The organism is Pseudoalteromonas sp. BSi20480, from assembly GCF_000241365.1.
In the GTDB taxonomy this organism is placed as follows: domain Bacteria; phylum Pseudomonadota; class Gammaproteobacteria; order Enterobacterales; family Alteromonadaceae; genus Pseudoalteromonas; species Pseudoalteromonas marina.
Map to the genome: position 1 here is coordinate 1 of NZ_BADX01000100.1, position 19,982 is coordinate 19,982.

The window sequence follows — 19,982 nt, forward strand, 5'->3', positions numbered from 1 at the left end:
ATAGTACTTTGGGACTAAATATTATTTTAGTTCCATCTCTTGGATGATTTCGTGCGCTATTTCTGGCGTTGTACTTACAGGCTTTTCGTGTAAATTTGCTTTTATTTGCCCTTTTCGATGTTTTAGTGCTGCATCGAGTTTTTTAGCTGCGCTTGCAATAGCTGGGTACATTACTTCGTTTTCCCCTTTTACTGATATTCGCGCACCTTCGTAATTAGTGCTAATTTCGGCTTGGATTTTATGATGCTCTTTAGACAAGATCATATCGAGAGAAATAAGTGATGGAAAGTGGCTCTCAATTTTAGAAAATTTTTCGTTGATGTGCTCTCTAATAGAGTCAGTAACTTCAACATGGTGACCAGAAAGATTAATTTTCATAGGGTATCCTTTTATTTGTTACCTCATAAATAGTATTGGGGGCTATTTAGATTAACACAAGGAAAAAAGAGAGATATTTGAGGTTTATTTGCGGTTTTTGGTGATTTAAATCATGTGTTGCGCAAAGTTTATGCAAAGCCCATAAACCATGGGCTTTCAGACGTCTAGCTGTGCTAGCTATTAATCTGTGTACGAGCAACAGTAGTCGGCAAAATCACTTACTTTTACTTTAAAGCTTACGTTAGCGTCTACATTAAACGACTCGCCCGCATTAAATGTTTTCCACTCGCTTGCCCCTGGTAATAAAATATCCCACTGGCCACCTAAAAGCTCCATGAGTTCTTTTTTACTGGTATCGAATACAAACTCACCCGGCTGCATAAAGCCTAATGTTTTGGTAGTTCCATCGCTAAATACAACCGTACGGCTTGACACTTTACCGTCAAAATACACGTTGGCCTTTTTAACTACGCTTACATTTTCAAACTGAGACATTTTAGCTCCTGCTATTAATTTAAAGATCTTTATTTATAAATTTTATCGCACTACCTTGCCTGATAGCTTACTTTCTTGCAAGAAAAGCAGTAACGCTTAATACCAATTCGCAATAATACTTAATCATTTTTAGGGGCTAAAAGTGTCGCTATCTGCGTTAAAAACCCTCATTTAGAACAACTAAATAACGAATTTTTTGCCTAGCTATCAACACGTTTATCTATCCTCAAAATAGATCACTTAATTAAGCGGATTGGTATAAGATGAAGTTGTTTCATATATGGGCATAAAAAAACCCGCACATTGGCGGGTTTTTAAGTTACTTAACTTATTTAATCAAAAACGATTAAAAAAGTGCGTTTGCTTTACTTACAATGTTTTCAACCGTAAAGCCAAAGTGCTCAAACAACTCGTTAGCTGGTGCAGACTCACCAAAGGTGGTCATACCGACTACGGCGCCATTTAGGCCTACATACTTGTACCAGTAATCAGCAATACCTGCCTCTACCGCTACGCGACGAGAAACGCTTGCTGGTAATACGCTTTCTTTGTACTCAGGCGATTGATCTTCAAATGCATCAGTACATGGCATAGATACAACACGTACCTTTTTACCTTGGCTGCGTAATTCAGTAGCTGAATCTTGTGCTAATTGCACCTCAGAACCGGTTGCAATAATAATTAGCTCTGGGTTGCCGTCACAGCTAAGGATGTAACCACCCTTTTTGACGTCGCTTAACTGTTGTGCGTCACGCGGCTGTTGCTCAAGACCTTGGCGTGTGAATATTAACGATGTAGGACCGTCTTTACGTTCAATAGCTTGTTGCCATGCAATTGCTGACTCAACTTGGTCACACGGGCGCCAGTTATAAAGGTTAGGCGTTAAACGCATGCTGGCAATTTGCTCTACTGGTTGGTGAGTTGGACCATCTTCACCTAAACCAATCGAATCGTGCGTGTATACAAAAATGCTTGGTTGCTTCATTAATGCAGCCATACGAACCGCGTTGCGTGCATATTCCATAAACATTAAGAACGTTGCACCGTAAGGAATAAAGCCTTTATGAAGTGCAATACCGTTCATAATTGCCGACATACCAAACTCACGCACACCGTAGTAAACGTAGTTACCACTTGCATCGTCAGCTGTTAGGCCTTTAGAGCCTTCCCAAATTGTTAAGTTTGAACCCGCTAAATCGGCAGAGCCACCCATAAATTCTGGTAATAATGGACCAAATGCATTTAATGCATTTTGTGACGCTTTACGAGATGCTGGATTTGCCGGGTTTGCTTGTAACTGCTCAATATACGCTTGTGACTTTTCAGCCCAATCGGCAGGTAGATCTGAATTTGTACGGCGTTTGTACTCAGCTGCAAGCTCTGGGAATGCTTTTGCATAGGCTGCAAACTTTTCGTCCCAGCTTGATTCAAGCTCTTGGCCTTTAGCTTTTCCATCCCACTGTGCGTAAATGTCTTCAGGGATTTCAAAGGCATCGCCCGTCCAACCTAAAAACTCACGCGATGCTTTAATTTCGTCATCGCCAAGTGGTGCACCGTGACAGTCGTGGCTACCCGATTTATTAGGTGAACCGTAACCAATAATTGTTTTACAACAAATTAGTGTTGGTTTATCAGTCACGCTTTTTGCTTCGCTAATTGCAGCACTTACTGCATCGCTGTCGTGGCCATCAACGTCACTAATTACGTGCCAGCCGTACGCTTTAAAACGTGCAGGTGTGTCATCGCTAAACCAACCTTCAACTTCACCATCAATAGAAATGCCGTTGTCATCCCAAAAAGCAACCAGCTTGCCTAGGCCTAATGTGCCGGCAAGCGAACAGGCTTCATGCGAAATGCCTTCCATTAAACAACCGTCGCCCATGAATGCATAGGTATGGTGATCAACAATGTCGTGACCTTCACGGTTAAATTGTGCCGCAAGCGCTTTTTCAGCAATTGCCATGCCTACCGCATTTGTGATCCCTTGGCCTAGTGGGCCCGTAGTGGTCTCGATACCTGGCGCATAACCGTATTCTGGGTGGCCTGGTGTTTTAGAGTGCATTTGACGGAAGTTTTTAATTTCGTCCAACGGTAAATCATAACCACTTAAGTGCAATAAAGAATAGATAAGCATTGAACCGTGGCCGTTTGACAGTATAAATCGATCTCGGTCTGCCCACTCTGGATTTGATGGATTATGTTTTAGATAATCGCGCCATAATACTTCTGCGATATCAGCCATGCCCATAGGGGCTCCAGGGTGACCAGATTTGGCCTTTTGTACTGCGTCCATTGACAAGACGCGAATAGCATTTGCAAGTTCTTTGCGAGATGGCATGAATTCTCCTACCTTATATATGTATTTGCGCGGGTATTTATGTGTTCGTTTATGTACTCAAGTTACAAGAGCACTTTTATTGCGACCATTCTTACTTATTGTGGGGGCTGTGTGCAATTAAAAACCCTATAAAAATGAGGTATTATGAATATTTTTTAAGACCATAATGTCATAACTAATTTAATTTAGACGTCTAGGCGTAAAAACACTATGCAAGGTGTTTCGTTTTAGATAAAATACGCCCCTTAATTTTTTAGCGCTAATACCGACGTTTGTGAAGCGCAATATTTGTGAGCATAATTACAATGGCAAAACATTTATTTACTTCTGAATCTGTTTCTGAAGGTCATCCGGATAAAATCGCCGACCAAATCTCTGATGCGGTTCTTGATGCTATCCTAGAGCAAGACTCTCATGCCCGCGTTGCGTGCGAAACATACGTGAAAACAGGTATGGTTATGGTTGGTGGTGAAATCACTACTAGCGCATGGGTTGATATAGAAGAGATTACGCGTAAAACAGTACGTGAAATTGGCTACACTCACTCAGATATGGGTTTTGATGCTGACTCGTGTGCAATTTTGAACACCATTGGTAAACAGTCTCCAGACATTAACCAAGGTGTTGACCGTACTAGCCCAGAAGAGCAAGGCGCTGGCGACCAAGGTTTAATGTTTGGTTACGCATGTAACGAAACTGAAGTGTTAATGCCTGCACCTATCACGTATTCTCACCGTTTAGTTCAACGTCAAGCACAAGTACGTAAAAGCGGCGAGCTTAACTGGTTACGTCCAGATGCAAAATCTCAAGTTACTTTTGCATACGAAAACGGTAAGCCAGTAGGTATTGATGCGGTTGTTCTGTCAACTCAGCACAGCGAAGACATCTCTCAAAACGATTTAGTAGAAGCTGTGATGGAAACCATCATCAAGCCAGTACTTCCTGCTGAACTAATCACAAGCGCAACTAAGTTTTTTATTAACCCAACAGGCCGATTTGTAATTGGTGGTCCAATGGGTGATTGTGGTTTAACAGGTCGTAAAATCATTGTTGATACATACGGCGGTATGGCACGTCACGGTGGTGGTGCTTTCTCTGGTAAAGATCCATCAAAAGTTGACCGCTCAGCTGCATACGCTGCACGTTACGTGGCTAAAAACGTAGTGGCTGCTGGCCTTGCTGATAAGTGTGAATTACAAGTATCTTACGCAATAGGTGTTGCAGAGCCAACTTCTATTAGTGTTGAAACGTTTGGTACTGGTAAATTAGAAGAAGCACGTTTAATCGAATTAATTCGTGAACATTTTGACCTACGCCCTTACGGCTTAATTCAAATGCTTGATTTAGAGCGCCCTATCTACCTTCCTACTGCAGCTTACGGCCACTTTGGCCGTGACGAATTCCCATGGGAACGCACAGATAAAGCTGACGCACTTCGAGCAGCAGCGGGTCTTTAAGACTAAAGCAAAAAAACGGCCCTTTTAAGGGCCTTTTTTATAGCTAGCAATTATGTAACGCAACGCTAATTCATAGTTTAAAAAATAACTATTAATTGGTCCTCGAACTTTTTTATACTTTAGGTATATACTCATTTAATTATAAAGCTTTAGGGATATTTAAATGACCGATAACTTTCGCGTTATGTTTGCTGGACTCGCTGATAACGTTGACTCAAAAACAGCGTGTACAACACTGGCGGCAAAACTAAAGATCTCAGAAGAAAAAGTAGCCTTATTTTTTAAAGGTAAGCCTTTATTTGCGCCTAGCGATAAAAACAAAGCATTAAAACAAGCTAAGCTACTTGTTGGAATGGGTATTAAAAGTAAGCTTCAAGCTGTATCGACAAATACTGAAAAAACCACTCAAACGGTAAGTGATAGCCAGCGAGATGAGCGTATTTTTGACGCATTAGACTACATAACCAGCAGTTTAATCAGGCTAGAAGAAAAACTCGAAGACCTTGAGCAGCGCTTACCTGAAAACCAAACAAAAAACCCTGAAGTAGATGAAGACGAATGGCAAAACGAAGAGCTATTACTTGAAGAAGACCTAATAACTCAGCCTAAAAAACGCAGTAATGCATTGCTTTATTCGTTAATAGCTACGGTTGTTACGTTGCTTATTATACTTGCGGTGTACTTGGCGTTTCCTGCTTTATTTGCTTTTTAATTAGTTGGTAAGTTTGAAAAATGAGCGATTCACGCGCCCAAATAAGAAAATCTATTCGCGAATTACGTAATAATTTGTCTAATGAACAGCAAAATTTAGCATCTCAATCTTTAAGTATGAATTTTATTCAATACTTAAAAACAAAAAAAACAGCTAAAAACCAACATATCGCCATTTATTTAAGTAACGACGGAGAGCTTGATACCTCCTTGTTAATTAAAGAATTATGGAACTTAAATCACGTTATTTACCTACCAATAATACACCCATTTAATGGCGCCACTTTGCTGTTTCAGCGCTATGAGAAAAACTCACCCATGAAGGCAAATCGCTATGGTATCTTTGAACCTAAGCTAAATTGCAGTCAAATATGCCCTTTACCCGAGCTGGACTACTTACTTATGCCATTAGTTGCATTCGATAATCAAGGTAATCGCTTAGGAATGGGAGGTGGGTTTTACGATAGAACACTGGCTCGTTTACACGATGAAAACTGGCAAAAACCACGACTTATAGGCCTTGCACATGAGTGCCAAAAAGTTGATGTATTGCCAATAGAGTCTTGGGACGTACCGCTTAAAACCATAATAACACCCAACAAAAATTACTGCTGGTGATGTGATTATTCGCATACTTGCAGCACACGTTTGACATACATGAGCACAAAATAATGACACAAGACGAATTAAAAAAAGCAGCAGCATGGGCTGCACTCGAGTTTGTAAAAGAAAACACGATAGTAGGTGTAGGCACAGGCTCAACCGTTAATCACTTTATTGATGCCCTTGGCACAGTTAAAGACACTTTAGTAGGTGCAGTATCAAGCTCTGAAGCTTCTACAGCGCGTTTAAAAGAGCTCGGTATTGAAGTATTTGAGCTAAACGATATCGATGTACTCGATGTTTATATCGACGGCGCGGATGAAATTAACGCTCAAAACGAAATGATTAAAGGCGGTGGTGCTGCACTTACCCGTGAAAAAATTGTGGCTGCAGTTGCTAAGCAGTTTGTGTGTATTGTTGATGACACCAAACTAGTGGACACATTGGGGGAATTTCCGCTTCCAGTTGAAGTTATTCCAATGGCGCGCAGCTACGTAGCACGTGAGTTATTAAAGTTAGGCGGCGACCCAGTCTACCGCCAAGGTGTGGTTACCGATAACGGTAACGTTATTTTAGACGTATATAATTTAAATATTACCAATGCTAAGCAACTTGAGACAGATATAAATCAAATTGTTGGCGTAGTTACCAATGGCCTATTTGCGATGCGTGGTGCTGATAAAGTAATTATCGGCACTAAAAATGGGCCTCAAATTAAATAGGATGAGGTTATGAGTAAGGTATCGTTAGCAAAAGACAAAATTAAAATTCTCTTGCTTGAAGGTGTGCACCAAAGCGCAGTTGAAACGCTAAAACGAAATGGTTACAGCAATATAGACTACGTTAAAACATCGCTACCTGAAGACGAGCTTAAAGAACGTATTAAAGACGCTCACTTTGTAGGTCTGCGTTCTCGTACTCATATTAACGAAGCTGTTTTAGATGCTGCAGAGAAGCTGATTGCCATTGGTTGTTTTTGTATTGGCACAAACCAAGTTGACTTAAGTAACGCTCGCCAGCGTGGTATTGCTGTATTTAATGCGCCATTTTCAAATACACGCTCTGTTGCAGAGCTAGTACTTGGTGAAATACTACTTTTACTTCGCGGTATACCTGAGCGAAATGCTGCGGCTCACCGTGGTGAGTGGCTAAAAACAGCAACGGGTTCATTTGAAGCACGTGGTAAAACGTTGGGTATTATTGGCTATGGCCACATTGGTACTCAGCTAGGTATTATGGCTGAAAATATTGGTATGAACGTCGAATTTTACGATATTGAAGATAAGCTAACACTGGGTAATGCAAAACAAGTGCATAACTTGACTCAGCTACTTCAGCGCTCTGATGTAATTAGTTTGCATGTGCCAGAAACACCACAAACCAAAAACTTAATCGGTTCGGCAGAGCTTGCGGTAATGAAACAAGGCGCTATTTTAATTAACGCCTCTCGCGGCACCGTTGTTGATATTGATGCCCTTGCAGAATCACTTAGCGAGAAAAAGCTAAGTGGTGCAGCAATTGATGTGTTCCCTGTTGAACCTAAATCTAACGATGAAGAGTTTGTATCGCCACTACGCGACTTCGATAACGTTATTTTAACGCCGCATATTGGTGGTTCAACTCAAGAAGCTCAAGAAAATATTGGCATTGAAGTGGCAGGTAAATTGGCTAAATATTCAGATAACGGCTCTACAATTACCGCCGTTAACTTCCCTGAGGTATCACTGCCAGAGCTTGCTAACCGTAGTCGCTTATTGCATGTTCACCACAACCGCCCAGGTGTGTTAACGCAAATTAACCAAGCGTTTGCGCAGCACGGTATCAATATAGCGGCTCAGTACTTACAAACTGATGAAGCAATTGGTTATGTGGTTATTGACGTTGATACCGACCACTCTGAAGTAGCGCTTAAAGAGCTAAGTGCAGTTGAAGGAACAATTAGAGCGCGTATTCTTCACTAAACATTATTTAGCCGTGCCCTCTGGGTACGGTTAAATTTTAAGTATATTTAAATGCTTAGCTATTTATCACCTAAATAGCTTTATAGATCAATTAAACAAGCAAAATTAATATTTAATATAGGACTGGGGTGTGCCTTTAAAGCTTAATTATGCTGGTTAACAACTACTTAAAGAAAGTTTTAGATTAGTATTATTGGGAGAATTAGAAAAATACGCTCTATTGATTTTTATCAATAAAGCGCTTTTACAGACTTACTATGATAAGCGAGTTGTCTATCTCCAACACAAATTTTGATTTGTCAAAAAATCATGTACCACTTAAATTTATAAACCTTTAGAAGCGCCTTGAATAAACCGTTTTATATCTTCATCTCCACTAACGCTTTCACAATTCATAGAAACATTGCACGCTGCACCTTTTATTCGGCTTGATGTTCCGTGCCTCACATTTGGCATGTTTTTTAAACCGGATATGAATAGATCAATCGTTTGTTTTTTTCTAACGACAGCTATGCGTTCGATGTCTTTATTATCGGGTTCTCTGAGTAAATCAACACCTAAATTTATAAGCTTTTGTTTTGCTCTTGGGTCTTTAATTGCAGCCACTTTATAAAGTTCAATCGCTTTTTCTTTATCAGCCTCACCCAGAATTGCCGATTCATAAATTTTAGCTAATAAGTAGTTTGCCCTTGGATGCCCTTTATGTGCTGCTAGTTCGAGCTTTTCTTTAGCCTCTAAAATTTCCGCTTGTGATGGGTTATTAGTTAGTAAGTATAAAGCAATAAAGTAATTAGCTTTTGGTAGAGTCTTGGCAGCATGGCGAAGGTTTGTAAGTCCAAGAGTAGTATTCACCTCACCACCTTGTCCCTCAAGCATCATAATTCCAAGCTTGAATTTACTATTTGGCAAGCCATAGCGTGATCCATTATAAAAGTATCGGCGCGCTTTCTCTAAGTTTTGTTCTGTACCATAGCCATTGTAATAAAAAGTGCCAATCATTTCATGTGCAAGAGGCACATCCAAACGAACATAACCTCTTAACTTTTGAAATTCTTGTTTACACTTATCTGTAGAGCATGATTCGACATTAATATTTTGCTCAAAGTTAGTTTTGGCTGACGAAGTATAAGAAATAAATAATATGATGACCTGAGTGATAATTAGCAATAAGCGCATTACTAGCTCCATTTCCGTATGTATTTTAAATAATATACAATAAAAAAGAGCAAATTGTAAACAAAGCACTGCTGGTTTAATTATATTGAAGTAACCGAATAAAACTTAAATCAAATTATCAATTACTCTGTTAAATATTTGAAATCTAAAAACTAACCAATGCAAGTGAAAAAGCGCGAGTACTAATCACGCTTTAACGGTTCAAAACTCGAGTTATTTACTCGCCTTTAACTTCTAAATTTATAAACTTTACCAGTTCTTCTGGCTTACCAGCTAGCATCATTAATTGCTGGTTAACTTCCATCATAGTTTGGCCTTCAGGCAATTTTGCTGAAACAGTTAACGAATTTAAACCGCTGGCAAAGCTGGTTAACGCATTCGCTATTTCTTCAGTTACAGGCGCTTGCTCTAACTGCTGGGCTAACATTGCTTGCATTTGCTCAATAGTCATACCTTGCTTTGAAAGCTCACTTTCTAATAAATCTTTAAGTTTACCTTGATTATTTATAACAAAGCTTGCGTTACGGGGTTCAAGCTTGCTCATTGCTTGCATCATACGTGTTTGCTGTTGCAGTTGCTGCTCATAAGTTAATGGGGTATCACCCGCTTGCTTTTGTTCTTTGCTCATCGCAAGCGACGTATCCATAAGCGGTTTAGAATTAGCTAGCCCTAAGTCCATATTAAAACTGATTACATCTTTAGCATTGAGCTTTACAACCATATCGCTTTCACCCGACTCTTCATTATAATCTAAAGATGAATGCAGATTGTAACTTGCTGATGCTAATATGGCATTTGTGTCAGCAGGCAGTGTGGCAATAAAGTCTTTACTGAGCGTCAGATTTTTTACATCAAGCGATGTATGCGGCGAAATTTTATCGGTTTCGTAGCCTTTAACTTCAATACTTTGAACGTTGGCTACGCTCTCGCCCTCAGGGCTTATTACTTCCATACTTGTAATTTCAACACTTTTTGAAATAACACTTGCAGATAAGCCAGCATATTTAAATGTTGCACCCGTTTGCTCACTCACCATGGCCAGCTGCTTGTCTACTTCAGCACGAACCTCTTGGGTTGCAACATAGTTAACGTAGCTAACGCCGCCAACACCTGCGGCAATAATCGCTGCGGCTATAATTAATTTTTTCATATTATTTCCTTATTCTATTTTTATAAAAATTGTATTAACCCAAGAGTAACATTGCATACCAGTCGCTGTAAGCGTTAATTAATCAGGCTCAATAACTCATGTACCGTTTTTACTGGAGTTATTTTAGCGCCTAGGCCTTCCATTGATTTATGGTAGTTACGAAATGGGATAAATATTTCTGTAAAACCATGCTGTGCAGCTTCTTTAACTCGTGGTACGCCGCTGTCTATTGGTCGCACATCACCGTTTAAACTCAACTCCCCCATAATACAAGTGGTTCGAGGCACAACAAATTCGTTCAAGCTACTTAGTAACGCAGTAACAAGGGCTAAATCTATACAGGTTTCTGATTCATCAATTTTTAAACCACCCACAATATTAAAAAAGGTATCGTGAAATATTTTTGTTTTTGTATGTTTGCGTAAAATACCTGTGAGCATTTTTATGCGGTTCATATTTAAACCTACACAAACACGCTGTGGAAATTCAGCCTCGGTTTCTGTTGTTAAACATTGTATTTCAAGCAATAGATTCCGATTACCTTTACGGATACAGGTAATAGACGACCCCGGGGATTCAGTCGTCGAGCCCGATAAAAATATCTCACTCGGGTTGTCTACGCTTAACATTCCACGCTCACACATTTTAAAAATACCCACAGTATCAATGTCACCAAAGCGGTTTTTATTGGCACGTAAGGTACGAATTTGTCCATCATTGGTGTCTATGTGTAATAGCGCATCAACAATGTGCACCAAGGTTTGCGGGCCTGCAATTTCGTTATTTTTATTCACGTGAGCAATAATAAACATGGTCACGTCATTTTGCTTACAATATTGAGTTAATGCTTGAGCTGCACTTTTAACTTGCGAAGGCGAACCTGGGCTGCCATTTGCAGTATCTGTAACAACGGCTTGAATGGAGTCGATGACTGCAAACTTTATTTTATTTTTATCAAGCTCTTCAATAATGGTCTCAACGCTGGTTTCTGAAAGCAAATAAAGCTCATCGGCGTTATAGTCTAACTTTAAGCGATTAACACGATTTTTAAACTGCGACAAAGACTCCTCAGCGGTACAGTAAAGAGACGGCATACGCTTTGACATTCTTGCCACCAAGTCAGATAAAAGCGTTGTTTTACCCGCACCAGGATCGCCCGAAATAATATTTACAGAACCCGTAGTAACACCACCACTTAAAACACGGTCAAGCTCGCCTATTTCTGTGAGTTGTTTTTCGGCTTCGACGGTCGCTATGTCATTAATTTTTTTAGAACCACCACCAATACCTCCGGCATAACCGCCAACACTTGAGCGTGCAGTTGCTTTTTTACTTTGCCCTGCTGAAGGTTTAAATTCAGCTAATGTATTCCACGCACCGCAACGACACTGCCCCTGCCAACGTTGATAGTTCATGCCACACTCTGTACAAACAAACTCTACTTTTGCCGCTTTAGCCATTAATAACCTTATTTATTAATCATTGAATTTAAAAATGCGTACTGTTTTGTTGTTATTTTGCCATTTCATCTATTTACATAGCAACATAGCTTGCCTGTGCAAATTTCTTAAGCCACAATCATTACCTAATTAACTGTTTTACCTTTATATATCTTAGGGCATAGTTTTTGCTTTAAAATTGAATAAAAGTAACTTGCCAATAAAATGGCACATAACACATAATAACAAAAACTAAATGGTAGTTGCTCTAAAAATCGTACCTATATTAACAACATAGCACGCTTTACGTTTATTGAATTTCTAATAAATGGATTTAATAGTATACCTACTTTTTCAAAGAGACGGTGATGGTTTTATAAATGGCTGATGACATCATGCTCAAACACGAGTCCCTCGTTAATGAGCTAAAACAATATTTAGGCAACGCCAAGTTTGACCTAATTTTTAAATCAAAAACAGCAGAGCTTACGAAGCCTGAACAGTTTTTAATTAAAATGGAAATGTCGCGCCTTTCTCAGCCTGTCGAGCGCTTTATTGATCTACGCGGTTTAGTTACAGGACAAGTAAAACCTTACGAGCATAATGGTAAACAGCACTTTATGGATGAAACGGCCATTGAAGTGTTTGAAAGCGCATTAAAACAGCATGGTAAATACACACTTGCTGTTTACGAAGCGGTTATGAATACGGAAAATAATCACCGCGTAATGCAAAAAGAAGCCGCCGAAAAAGGGAATAAGCAAGAGCAAGAAGATTTACTAAATACCAGTGTTATTAAATTTGCATCTTACGAAAGCCGTGCAGAAGAAAGGATGAATTATTCAATAAAAGTTACTATTGAATATAACGATAAGAAAAATATTAAAGCAAGTACCTCTGATATTTCTTTGAGTGGCTGTAAAATAAAGTTGGCAAAGCGCAACATAATCAGAAAAGGCCAACTAATAGCAATGCGTTTGGTGGGTCTAGAGCAAGACTTTGAACTGGGTTTAAAAAATGGCATTCAATATGAAGTAGTTGCCGTTGAGAATATCTCACGTGAATTTAATCATATTCGTTTAAAGCGAACTTACGTTGAAAATAATGAAGCATTTGATAACTTTTTAGAAAGCTTTATTCACGGAAATAAACGCCGCTACAAAGTTAATTTAGATAACACACTCGATGCGGTTGTATCAAAAGGTTATGAGCAATATTACATACCTCGTGTTACTTCGTTGTATGTATTTTTAAGCAAAAAAGACGAGCAATATTACCCCAGCCTAAGCCTAACAACCGAAAATAATATTTTTATTCAGCGCTACTTTACCGATGAAAGAAGTGTACCTTGCTTATACAACGTGCTTAACCATAAACGGGTCAGTGGGTTATTAACACAACCAACAGCAGTTAAAGAAGATTACCTGTACACCTTTACACATGTGTCCTCTGGAAAGATTTATTACTATTCAGCAACCCGCACTGAATTAAACAATAATGCCAAACTACGTGATTTATTTTTAGGGTTTGGTAGTCAAAAAGAAAGCTGGCAATGCTTTAAAATTCAAATAATGCCGAGTCATCCTGACGATGCTTACATACCACTTTCACTGCCAAATTCTGCTGGTAGTAAGATTGAAAAACTTAACAAACCTCCTTCGCCTCGCGTTGAAGGATTAGTTAAAGACGTAAAATATATTGTTGTACTAACTAGTGTAGGTAATAGCGTTGAGCAATCGCGTTATAAACAAATAACTTACGATAAAGCTTTGGTCAATCAGCTTAAACTTTTTGGGCATGCCAAACATAAAACGGCTCCCTATTTAGACATTGTTGCGCTTGAGTATGTAAATTTACGCTCGCATAAACGCTATTTATATAAAACCGACGTTAAATTACATAAAAATGATACGGTATTGAGTGGACATACACGCGATTTTTCAGTCATGGGACTACAACTAGAGTGCGATCAGCCTGTTAGCTTTAAAAAAGGCGACATTGTCTTTTTAACATTCCCTGATTTACAAAAAATAACTAAAAAGCATGCATTAAACGAACTCAAGTACGAGGTTATGGCTATCAGTAAGTCACTGACCACTGTTAACTTAAAAGCCAATAGAGTGGCTGACTTACCCCATGCTGGCGTTAGTTTTTTCACACAATTGATTGAAAATAACAAAGACAAATTAAAGGTAAGTGAAGAGGCTCCTAAAATTGAAGGGCTTTCTACAGCACTTAGAAACATGGTAACAAAAAGCGTTTGCCAATTTCCGCTGTATTTACACAAAGAAGCGGCACATTTTAAAGTGGGTGCAATTGGTTATGGTTTATATTCAAGTCCGCTGCATGTACTTTTACAAAACTTTGGTTTACTGAGCAATAAAACGGACGTGTCTAGTATAATAACTAACGAGCAAATTTTAAATGTGATCACTCCAAATATAAAAGATCGCAGCAGACAAGATCCGCCACTTGCGTTTACACTGGCAATCAATTTTGACCCCCGACAAGATAAAGTCACCGAAGCTATTCAAAGCCAGTGTATATTAGGTGAAGATTACAGCAGCTTTAATGAACAAATTAGCAAGGGGATTAAGTCTCAAATTATATTTGTTATGCGATTATATATTTCGCGTACTGGTCGCCCAGATACAGATTATCTGTCCAACGAGCTTAGCTATGTGAGTCAATACGCGTTACATAAAGCTAAAGAGTTGGAAGAGGCTTTATGGTCAGTAACGGGTGTGGGTGATGTTGTTGATATTACAGAAGAAGCTTTAAGTCATTTTGAGTTAGATCAACAAAAGGTTGACCAAATGGGCCGTCGTAAACTGCTTTGGTTAAACCGCTCTCGCTAAGCGGTTTAACGCTAATATACCATCGTTATTTTTTGTTTAACGGAATAGCGAGCATATAAAGTAACTGTAATAACGAGCCTTTACAAATAGCTGCTTGCGCTTGCTCAACTACTTTTGGTTTACCATGAACAGCAACCCCAAGCCCAGCCTTTGCCATCATAACGAGATCATTTGCACCATCGCCAATCGCCACTGTTTGTATTTTTTCAAGTCCGAGCTTAGCTTGCAAAGACTCTAAAATAACCGCTTTTTGCTGTGCATCCACAATCGTACCAAGTACCTTACCAGTTAATTTATCATCTTTAAATTCAAGCACATTTGCATGTACTTCATCTAAATTAATTAGCTGCTTAACACGCTCTGCAAAGGGTACAAAACCGCCCGATGCAATTGCTAAATACCAATTGTGATGCTTAAGTACTTGGCACAAGGCTTTTATGCCAGGCATAAGTGGCAAAGTATTTTTTAACTCTTCAATAAGGCTTTTTTCAATGCCTTTAAGCTTACCTACGCGTTGATTTAAGCTTTCACTAAAATCGAGTTTACCTGCCATTGCGAGGGCAGTTACAGATGCCACATCATCGTACACATTTGCTAAGCGTGCTATTTCATCAATACATTCAATAGTAATCGCTGTTGAATCCATATCCATCACTAACAAACCCGGCTCGTAAAGGTTAGGCGGTGTATTAATTTGTACTAATTGGCACTCTAGTGTTTCTGAAAACGCTTTAAGCGTTAATGGATTAATAGATTGCGTTGTATTTTGAGTATAAAAACACAGTGCTGGAGATAAGCCTAAATCAGGCTGGTATTGGCATAATGCTGTGACCGTTTGCCCGTGGTGAGCTAAAAACTGAATAAACGTATCTATACTTGTCGCATTAAAGTCACCTGCAAATGCAATACTAAACAACCCTTCTTGTGTATTTGGAACACCATCAAATAGTGTAAAAATCCCGTTGTTATGAGCAAACCATTGGTTGAGCGTTAACATTGACAATGATTGCTGAGAAGTAAGCTGTGCCATGCTGATTTGCGACATAGGATCTCCGTGTTTATTTTTATTCCACTGATATAAAACGAATTGAAGCGGTAATATTAATGCTAAATTCGCCATCGGGGTTAATTTAAGGTTATAGTAGTAGTTGTAACATCAAATCAAAATTCTGTCAGTAGCATATACGGTGACTATGAAAAATAACCATCTTAAAAATCCAATATCGGCATCACAAAAGAAACGACTTTTACGGTTATTATTAGCTGCTGGCTGTTTTGTATTGCTTAGTTGGGTAGGTGTAAATAGTAGCTTTCAAAGCCATCAGTTATTATATGATAGCGCCGACAACACAGCACAAAGCTTAACTCAATTTATGGCTTTAAATGTTAAAACACCACTGATAGAAAAAAACAAACCTCAGTTAAACACTATTTGTAACGACATAGCTAAAGACGAATTTGTACTGTCGGCTACCATTTATGATCATCAGGGGATTCTAGTCGCCAGCAGTGATAATTGGCAGTCACACCATATTTTAGGTCAACTTCCAGAATCGACTCCAGGAATAAGTAAACTCAAAACACCATTTGTTGAACCCGTTATAAGCGATGATGATCGCCCTCTAGGGTTTGTTTCGGTAACCTATTTAACACGAGCTGCTATTTCAGACAGCCACAGCCATTTTCATGATTTGGGTCGTCAGGTTTTATTAATGCTAGTTATTGCATGTATTTTTACATGGCAATTGGGGCGTGGCTTAAAGCGTTGGCAAGTAAACCGCTATATACGAAAAACCTCAGAGCAAGAGTCGTAGAGCATTTTAGCTAGCACCTCTTTATCGCTACTTTGTTTTAAACTACACAGAGCGTTGAACACATCAGGGATATGAATCGGCGTATTAATCTCACCTTGATGACCATTTAGTGGCATTGAGGGCGAATCGGTTTCGAGCACTAAGTGCTGAGGTTCAATTTGAGTAATTACATTACGGGTTTTAGCTGCGCGCTCGTAAGTTATAACCCCACCCACGCCTAATTTAAAACCCTGTTTAATATAATACTGTGCTTGCTGTAGTGAGCCAGAAAACGCATGTATCACTCCACCATATTTTGGCTTACAGCGTTTAAACGATTGCGCAATTAAATCATGACTTTGCCGATGATGGACAATAAGCGGCAAATTTAGCTCATTAGCAATCGTTATTTGCTGCTCAAACAAACTCGTTTGTTTTGCAAGGTCTTCGATACTTCTATCAAGCCCACACTCACCTATAGCTATTAAATGATGCTTATTTGCAACCCCGAACTCAAAAAGTGCTTCTATGTGCGATTCTTTATGTTGATCTAAAAAATATGGATGTAACCCTGCAGCTATTTTTATACTTGGAAAAGTAGCTTTGAGTTTGATAAGAGTATGCGATTGGGCGAGCGTAATACCCGGTACAACAAACTGATTGACTCCCTTTGCTATACACTCGTTTATGAGCGATTCACGAATTGAATCAAACTCGCTAAAGTCGAGATGGCAATGAGAGTCAATAAATTGCACGGTTACTCAATCATCAATTTATTAAGGGTTTAAGCGTGTAACTTGCCAGCTGTTATCTGCTTGGCGCTGGTACATAAAACGGTCATGTAAGCGGTGTGCACCACCCTGCCAAAACTCAATTTTAGCAGGCACAACACAGTAACCGCCCCAAAAATCAGGCAGTGGAATTTCACCTTTAGCAAACTTGCTTTTCATATTAGCAAAGGTTTCCATAAGTACTTTTCGCGACGACACTGGCCTACTTTGTTGCGACGCCCATGCTGCTAATTGGCTTTCTTTAGGACGCGATAAAAAGTATTTTGCCACGGCTGATGTAGGTAATGGTTTTGCCTCGCCGTATACAATCACTTGGCGCTCCATATGGTGCCACGGAAAGTGCAGCGATATTTTGTTATTGCCTTTTAGCTCTTGCGCTTTGCGTGAGCCGGTATTAGTAAAAAATACAAACCCGTTATCATCTAAATGTTTTAACAATACAATACGCTGTGAAGGTTGCCCGGTTTCATCAACCGTAGCGACCACCATGGCCGTTGGGTCTGGGATATTACTGCCCACAGCATGCTCAAGCCACGTTTCAAATTGTTTGAATGGATCATCTTGCAAGTTATCTTCGCTTAGCGCGTCTTGCAGGTATTCACGGCGGATGTCTTCGAGTTTCATAAACAAATCCTTCTCTGTTTATTAAAGCGTATGTGGGTAAGTTAAGGTCAGGCAATCAATAGTAATCAGTAATAAGAACAATTTTATATTTTGGGTTAGTGCTTGGTTAATGTTGGGTTTCGTTTCACTCAACCCAACCTACGGTCAAACCTACCATCTGCAAGTGTAGAAGTGCTAGCAAGGCGGTAAAACTATTTATGCCAAGGAGCATACAGTTAGTATGCGACTTAGGCTAAAAAAGCACGACAACGCAGCCAAAGCGAACTACACGAAACAGAAGGTTCACCTAAGTAGTTTAGCCTAAGACAAGGCATTCACCCCTACTTATCCCTATGAGCATACGGTTTGTATGTGATTAGGGTAAGTCGGGGTGGATAACGCAGTATTAGGTTAAAATACGACGGTGATTACATTTGCTCCATGACTTCAATGCCTAACAAATCCAATCCTATTTTTAGCGTATCTGCCACTAAATTACACAACACTAAACGGCTGTCACGTACGTTTGGCTCTACGCCTTCTTTAAGTACTGGGCAGGCTTCGTAGAATGTCATGTATAAGCTAGCTAACTCGTATAAGTAACCACATAATACGTGCGGAGTGGCCTCTGAGATCATTAAATCAAGCACTTCTTCAAGCTGAAGTAGTTTAAGCGCGAGTGCTTTTTCTTGCGGCTCGGCTATGGCTACATCAGCATTTAGCGAAGCGGCATCGACACCTGATTTACGGAAAATGCTGCGTACACGGGTATAAGCATATTGTAAGTAAGGTGCTGTCGCGCCTTCAAAGCTTAACATGCTGTCCCAGTTGAATATGTAATCGCTGGTACGATGTTTAGAAAGATCAGCATATTTAACGGCGCCAATACCTACTTTACGGGCAATTTCGCTGCGATCATGATCCGATAAATCAGATTCACGCTCAGCAAGTTTTGTTGCTGCACGACTAATCGACTCTTCAAGTAAGTCGGCAAGCTTAACAGTACCACCAGTACGGGTTTTAAATGGTTTACCATCGGCGCCCATCATGGTGCCAAACGGGCAAAACTCGTAGCTTGTTTCATCGCGTAAAAGGCCAGCTTTTCGTGCAGTAAGCTCCACTTGATTGAAGTGAAGACTTTGGCGCGCATCAACAAATATTAAAATACGCTCAGCACCCAATTTATTTGAGCGGTAATCACACGCGGCTAAATCGGTGGTTGCATACAAAAAGCCGCCGCCAGATTTTTGCACGATAAACGCCGAAGGCTCGCCATCTTTATTTGCAAGTTCATCTAAAAACACAACCTGTGCGCCTTGCGACTCTACCGCTATGTTTTTATCTTTTAATAAGCTAATAATGTCGTTAAGCTCACTGTTATAAGCACTTTCAGCCATAATGTCAGCTTGAGTAAGCGTTACATTTAGACGTTTGTAAACTTCTTCAGAGTGCTTAACAGAGGTCGCTATAAATAGCTTCCATAGCTTTTCACAGTGCGCGTCGCCACCTTGTAGTTTAACTACATAGTCACGGGCTTTATCGGCAAAGCCCTCTTCATCGTCAAAACGTTTTTTAGCATCGCGGTAAAACGTTTCTAAATCAGCAAGCGCTACCGACTCTAAGTCTACGCCTTGGCTAATTTGATCTTCTAAATGGGCAATTAGCATACCAAATTGTGTGCCCCAATCGCCCATGTGGTTTTGACGAATTACTTTGTCGCCTCTAAATTCAAGGGCGCGTACAATGGCATCACCAATAATGGTTGAACGTAAATGGCCTACGTGCATTTCTTTTGCAAGGTTAGGTGATGAGTAATCTACCACGACAGTTTGCGGATTTGCGTGCTCGTTTACAGCCAGTTTTGCATCGCTGTTTGCTGCTTTTACACTGTTGGCTAAAAACTCAGGCTTTAAATGAATATTAATAAAACCTGGGCCTGCAATTTCTGTTTTTTCAGCGATGTCGGTTACATCTAGGTTATCAATAATTTTTTGCGCAAGCTCACGTGGGTTGCTTTTCATTTTTTTAGCGGCGCCCATTGCACCATTAATTTGGTAGTCACCAAATTGTGGGCGTGTGCTTTGTGTAACAGCTGGGTTTGTGTCTTCTGGTAGGCCTGCTGCGGTCATGGCGGCAATGGCTTTTTCTACTAAAATAGTACGAATGTTCATTATATTATTTACCTTTGTAAGCCCGCCATAGCAGGCTTTCAGTTAACTTTAGTCAGTC

17 protein-coding genes are annotated in these 19,982 nt (G+C 39.7%); 7 read left to right on the top strand and 10 right to left on the bottom strand.

The annotated features are described in order from the left end of the window. Positions 1-21 precede the first annotated feature (21 nt). The 3 genes from hpf to tkt all read right to left on the bottom strand — a co-directional run bounded on the left by hpf (position 22) and on the right by tkt (position 3,211). A complete protein-coding gene (gene hpf, locus P20480_RS07515) occupies positions 22-378 on the bottom strand; it encodes a ribosome hibernation-promoting factor, HPF/YfiA family (RefSeq protein ID WP_006791946.1) in 357 nt (118 codons plus the stop codon). Positions 379-558: 180 nt separating this feature from the next. Beyond that, on the bottom strand, positions 559-873 hold the full coding sequence (gene ppnP / locus P20480_RS07510) for a pyrimidine/purine nucleoside phosphorylase (RefSeq protein WP_006791945.1): 315 nt from the start codon (positions 871-873) through the stop codon (positions 559-561). A 346-nt stretch (positions 874-1,219) separates the two neighbouring features. Beyond that, on the bottom strand, positions 1,220-3,211 hold the full coding sequence (tkt, locus tag P20480_RS07505) for a transketolase (protein WP_008130353.1): 1,992 nt from the start codon (positions 3,209-3,211) through the stop codon (positions 1,220-1,222). A gap of 305 nt (positions 3,212-3,516) precedes the next feature. On the opposite strand from tkt, the gene metK reads away from it, so the two are divergent. The 5 genes from metK (at position 3,517) to serA (ending at position 7,943) form a co-directional block, all read left to right on the top strand. Beyond that, entirely contained in the window at positions 3,517-4,668 is a 1,152-nt protein-coding gene (gene metK / locus P20480_RS07500) for a methionine adenosyltransferase (RefSeq protein ID WP_006791943.1), read from the top strand. Positions 4,669-4,831: 163 nt separating this feature from the next. Then, positions 4,832-5,380, top strand: coding sequence for a hypothetical protein (locus P20480_RS07495; protein WP_008130355.1), 549 nt, complete (start codon positions 4,832-4,834; stop codon positions 5,378-5,380). 20 nt (positions 5,381-5,400) lie between these two features. Beyond that, complete coding sequence (locus tag P20480_RS07490) at positions 5,401-5,997, top strand: 5-formyltetrahydrofolate cyclo-ligase (RefSeq protein ID WP_008130357.1); 597 nt, start codon at positions 5,401-5,403, stop codon at positions 5,995-5,997. A gap of 53 nt (positions 5,998-6,050) precedes the next feature. Further along, complete coding sequence (rpiA, locus tag P20480_RS07485; RefSeq protein ID WP_006791940.1) at positions 6,051-6,704, top strand: ribose-5-phosphate isomerase RpiA; 654 nt, start codon at positions 6,051-6,053, stop codon at positions 6,702-6,704. 9 nt (positions 6,705-6,713) lie between these two features. Continuing rightward, positions 6,714-7,943 carry a phosphoglycerate dehydrogenase gene (serA, locus tag P20480_RS07480; protein WP_006791939.1) on the top strand — a complete coding sequence of 410 codons (1,230 nt, stop codon included), beginning with the start codon at positions 6,714-6,716 and terminating at the stop codon, positions 7,941-7,943. A 324-nt stretch (positions 7,944-8,267) separates the two neighbouring features. On the opposite strand, the gene P20480_RS07475 is transcribed toward serA, so the two are convergent. The 3 genes from P20480_RS07475 to radA form a co-directional block, all read right to left on the bottom strand. Beyond that, positions 8,268-9,119, bottom strand: a complete 852-nt coding sequence (locus tag P20480_RS07475) for a tetratricopeptide repeat protein (RefSeq protein ID WP_008130360.1) — start codon at positions 9,117-9,119, stop codon at positions 8,268-8,270. Positions 9,120-9,336: 217 nt separating this feature from the next. Further along, positions 9,337-10,269: a hypothetical protein gene (locus tag P20480_RS07470; RefSeq protein WP_008130362.1), complete on the bottom strand. Its 933-nt coding sequence runs from the start codon at positions 10,267-10,269 to the stop codon at positions 9,337-9,339. A gap of 74 nt (positions 10,270-10,343) precedes the next feature. Next, positions 10,344-11,729, bottom strand: coding sequence for a DNA repair protein RadA (radA, locus tag P20480_RS07465; RefSeq protein WP_008130364.1), 1,386 nt, complete (start codon positions 11,727-11,729; stop codon positions 10,344-10,346). A 359-nt stretch (positions 11,730-12,088) separates the two neighbouring features. On the opposite strand from radA, the gene P20480_RS07460 reads away from it, so the two are divergent. Beyond that, on the top strand, positions 12,089-14,566 hold the full coding sequence (locus P20480_RS07460) for a PilZ domain-containing protein (protein ID WP_008130366.1): 2,478 nt from the start codon (positions 12,089-12,091) through the stop codon (positions 14,564-14,566). A 25-nt stretch (positions 14,567-14,591) separates the two neighbouring features. On the opposite strand, the gene serB is transcribed toward P20480_RS07460, so the two are convergent. Continuing rightward, complete coding sequence (gene serB, locus P20480_RS07455; RefSeq protein ID WP_008130368.1) at positions 14,592-15,611, bottom strand: phosphoserine phosphatase SerB; 1,020 nt, start codon at positions 15,609-15,611, stop codon at positions 14,592-14,594. 148 nt (positions 15,612-15,759) lie between these two features. Between serB and P20480_RS07450 the strand changes: the two genes are divergently transcribed. Further along, positions 15,760-16,380 carry an AhpA/YtjB family protein gene (locus tag P20480_RS07450; RefSeq protein ID WP_006791934.1) on the top strand — a complete coding sequence of 207 codons (621 nt, stop codon included), beginning with the start codon at positions 15,760-15,762 and terminating at the stop codon, positions 16,378-16,380. Here the strand turns inward: P20480_RS07450 and P20480_RS07445 are convergent. The 3 genes from P20480_RS07445 to argS all read right to left on the bottom strand — a co-directional run bounded on the left by P20480_RS07445 (position 16,347) and on the right by argS (position 19,924). After that, on the bottom strand, positions 16,347-17,114 hold the full coding sequence (locus P20480_RS07445) for a TatD family hydrolase (RefSeq protein ID WP_008130369.1): 768 nt from the start codon (positions 17,112-17,114) through the stop codon (positions 16,347-16,349). The genes P20480_RS07450 and P20480_RS07445 overlap by 34 nt on opposite strands. Before the next feature lie 21 nt (positions 17,115-17,135). Then, positions 17,136-17,774: a pyridoxamine 5'-phosphate oxidase gene (gene pdxH, locus P20480_RS07440; RefSeq protein ID WP_008130371.1), complete on the bottom strand. Its 639-nt coding sequence runs from the start codon at positions 17,772-17,774 to the stop codon at positions 17,136-17,138. A 407-nt stretch (positions 17,775-18,181) separates the two neighbouring features. Next, a complete protein-coding gene (gene argS / locus P20480_RS07435; RefSeq protein WP_008130372.1) occupies positions 18,182-19,924 on the bottom strand; it encodes an arginine--tRNA ligase in 1,743 nt (580 codons plus the stop codon). Positions 19,925-19,982 lie beyond the last annotated feature (58 nt).

Bases quoted from the DNA above. Each gene is read 5' to 3' on its own strand.
- P20480_RS07495 (WP_008130355.1), top strand. From the start codon at position 4,832: ATGACCGATAACTTTCGCGTTATGTTTGCTGGACTCGCTGATAACGTT.
- ppnP (WP_006791945.1), bottom strand. From the start codon at position 873: ATGTCTCAGTTTGAAAATGTAAGCGTAGTTAAAAAGGCCAACGTGTAT.
- P20480_RS07490 (WP_008130357.1), top strand. From the start codon at position 5,401: ATGAGCGATTCACGCGCCCAAATAAGAAAATCTATTCGCGAATTACGT.
- serB (WP_008130368.1), bottom strand. From the start codon at position 15,611: ATGTCGCAAATCAGCATGGCACAGCTTACTTCTCAGCAATCATTGTCA.
- P20480_RS07460 (WP_008130366.1), top strand. From the start codon at position 12,089: ATGGCTGATGACATCATGCTCAAACACGAGTCCCTCGTTAATGAGCTA.
- metK (WP_006791943.1), top strand. From the start codon at position 3,517: ATGGCAAAACATTTATTTACTTCTGAATCTGTTTCTGAAGGTCATCCG.
- P20480_RS07470 (WP_008130362.1), bottom strand. From the start codon at position 10,269: ATGAAAAAATTAATTATAGCCGCAGCGATTATTGCCGCAGGTGTTGGC.
- hpf (WP_006791946.1), bottom strand. From the start codon at position 378: ATGAAAATTAATCTTTCTGGTCACCATGTTGAAGTTACTGACTCTATT.
- P20480_RS07475 (WP_008130360.1), bottom strand. From the start codon at position 9,119: ATGCGCTTATTGCTAATTATCACTCAGGTCATCATATTATTTATTTCT.
- tkt (WP_008130353.1), bottom strand. From the start codon at position 3,211: ATGCCATCTCGCAAAGAACTTGCAAATGCTATTCGCGTCTTGTCAATG.
- pdxH (WP_008130371.1), bottom strand. From the start codon at position 17,774: ATGAAACTCGAAGACATCCGCCGTGAATACCTGCAAGACGCGCTAAGC.
- rpiA (WP_006791940.1), top strand. From the start codon at position 6,051: ATGACACAAGACGAATTAAAAAAAGCAGCAGCATGGGCTGCACTCGAG.
- serA (WP_006791939.1), top strand. From the start codon at position 6,714: ATGAGTAAGGTATCGTTAGCAAAAGACAAAATTAAAATTCTCTTGCTT.
- argS (WP_008130372.1), bottom strand. From the start codon at position 19,924: ATGAACATTCGTACTATTTTAGTAGAAAAAGCCATTGCCGCCATGACC.
- radA (WP_008130364.1), bottom strand. From the start codon at position 11,729: ATGGCTAAAGCGGCAAAAGTAGAGTTTGTTTGTACAGAGTGTGGCATG.
- P20480_RS07450 (WP_006791934.1), top strand. From the start codon at position 15,760: ATGAAAAATAACCATCTTAAAAATCCAATATCGGCATCACAAAAGAAA.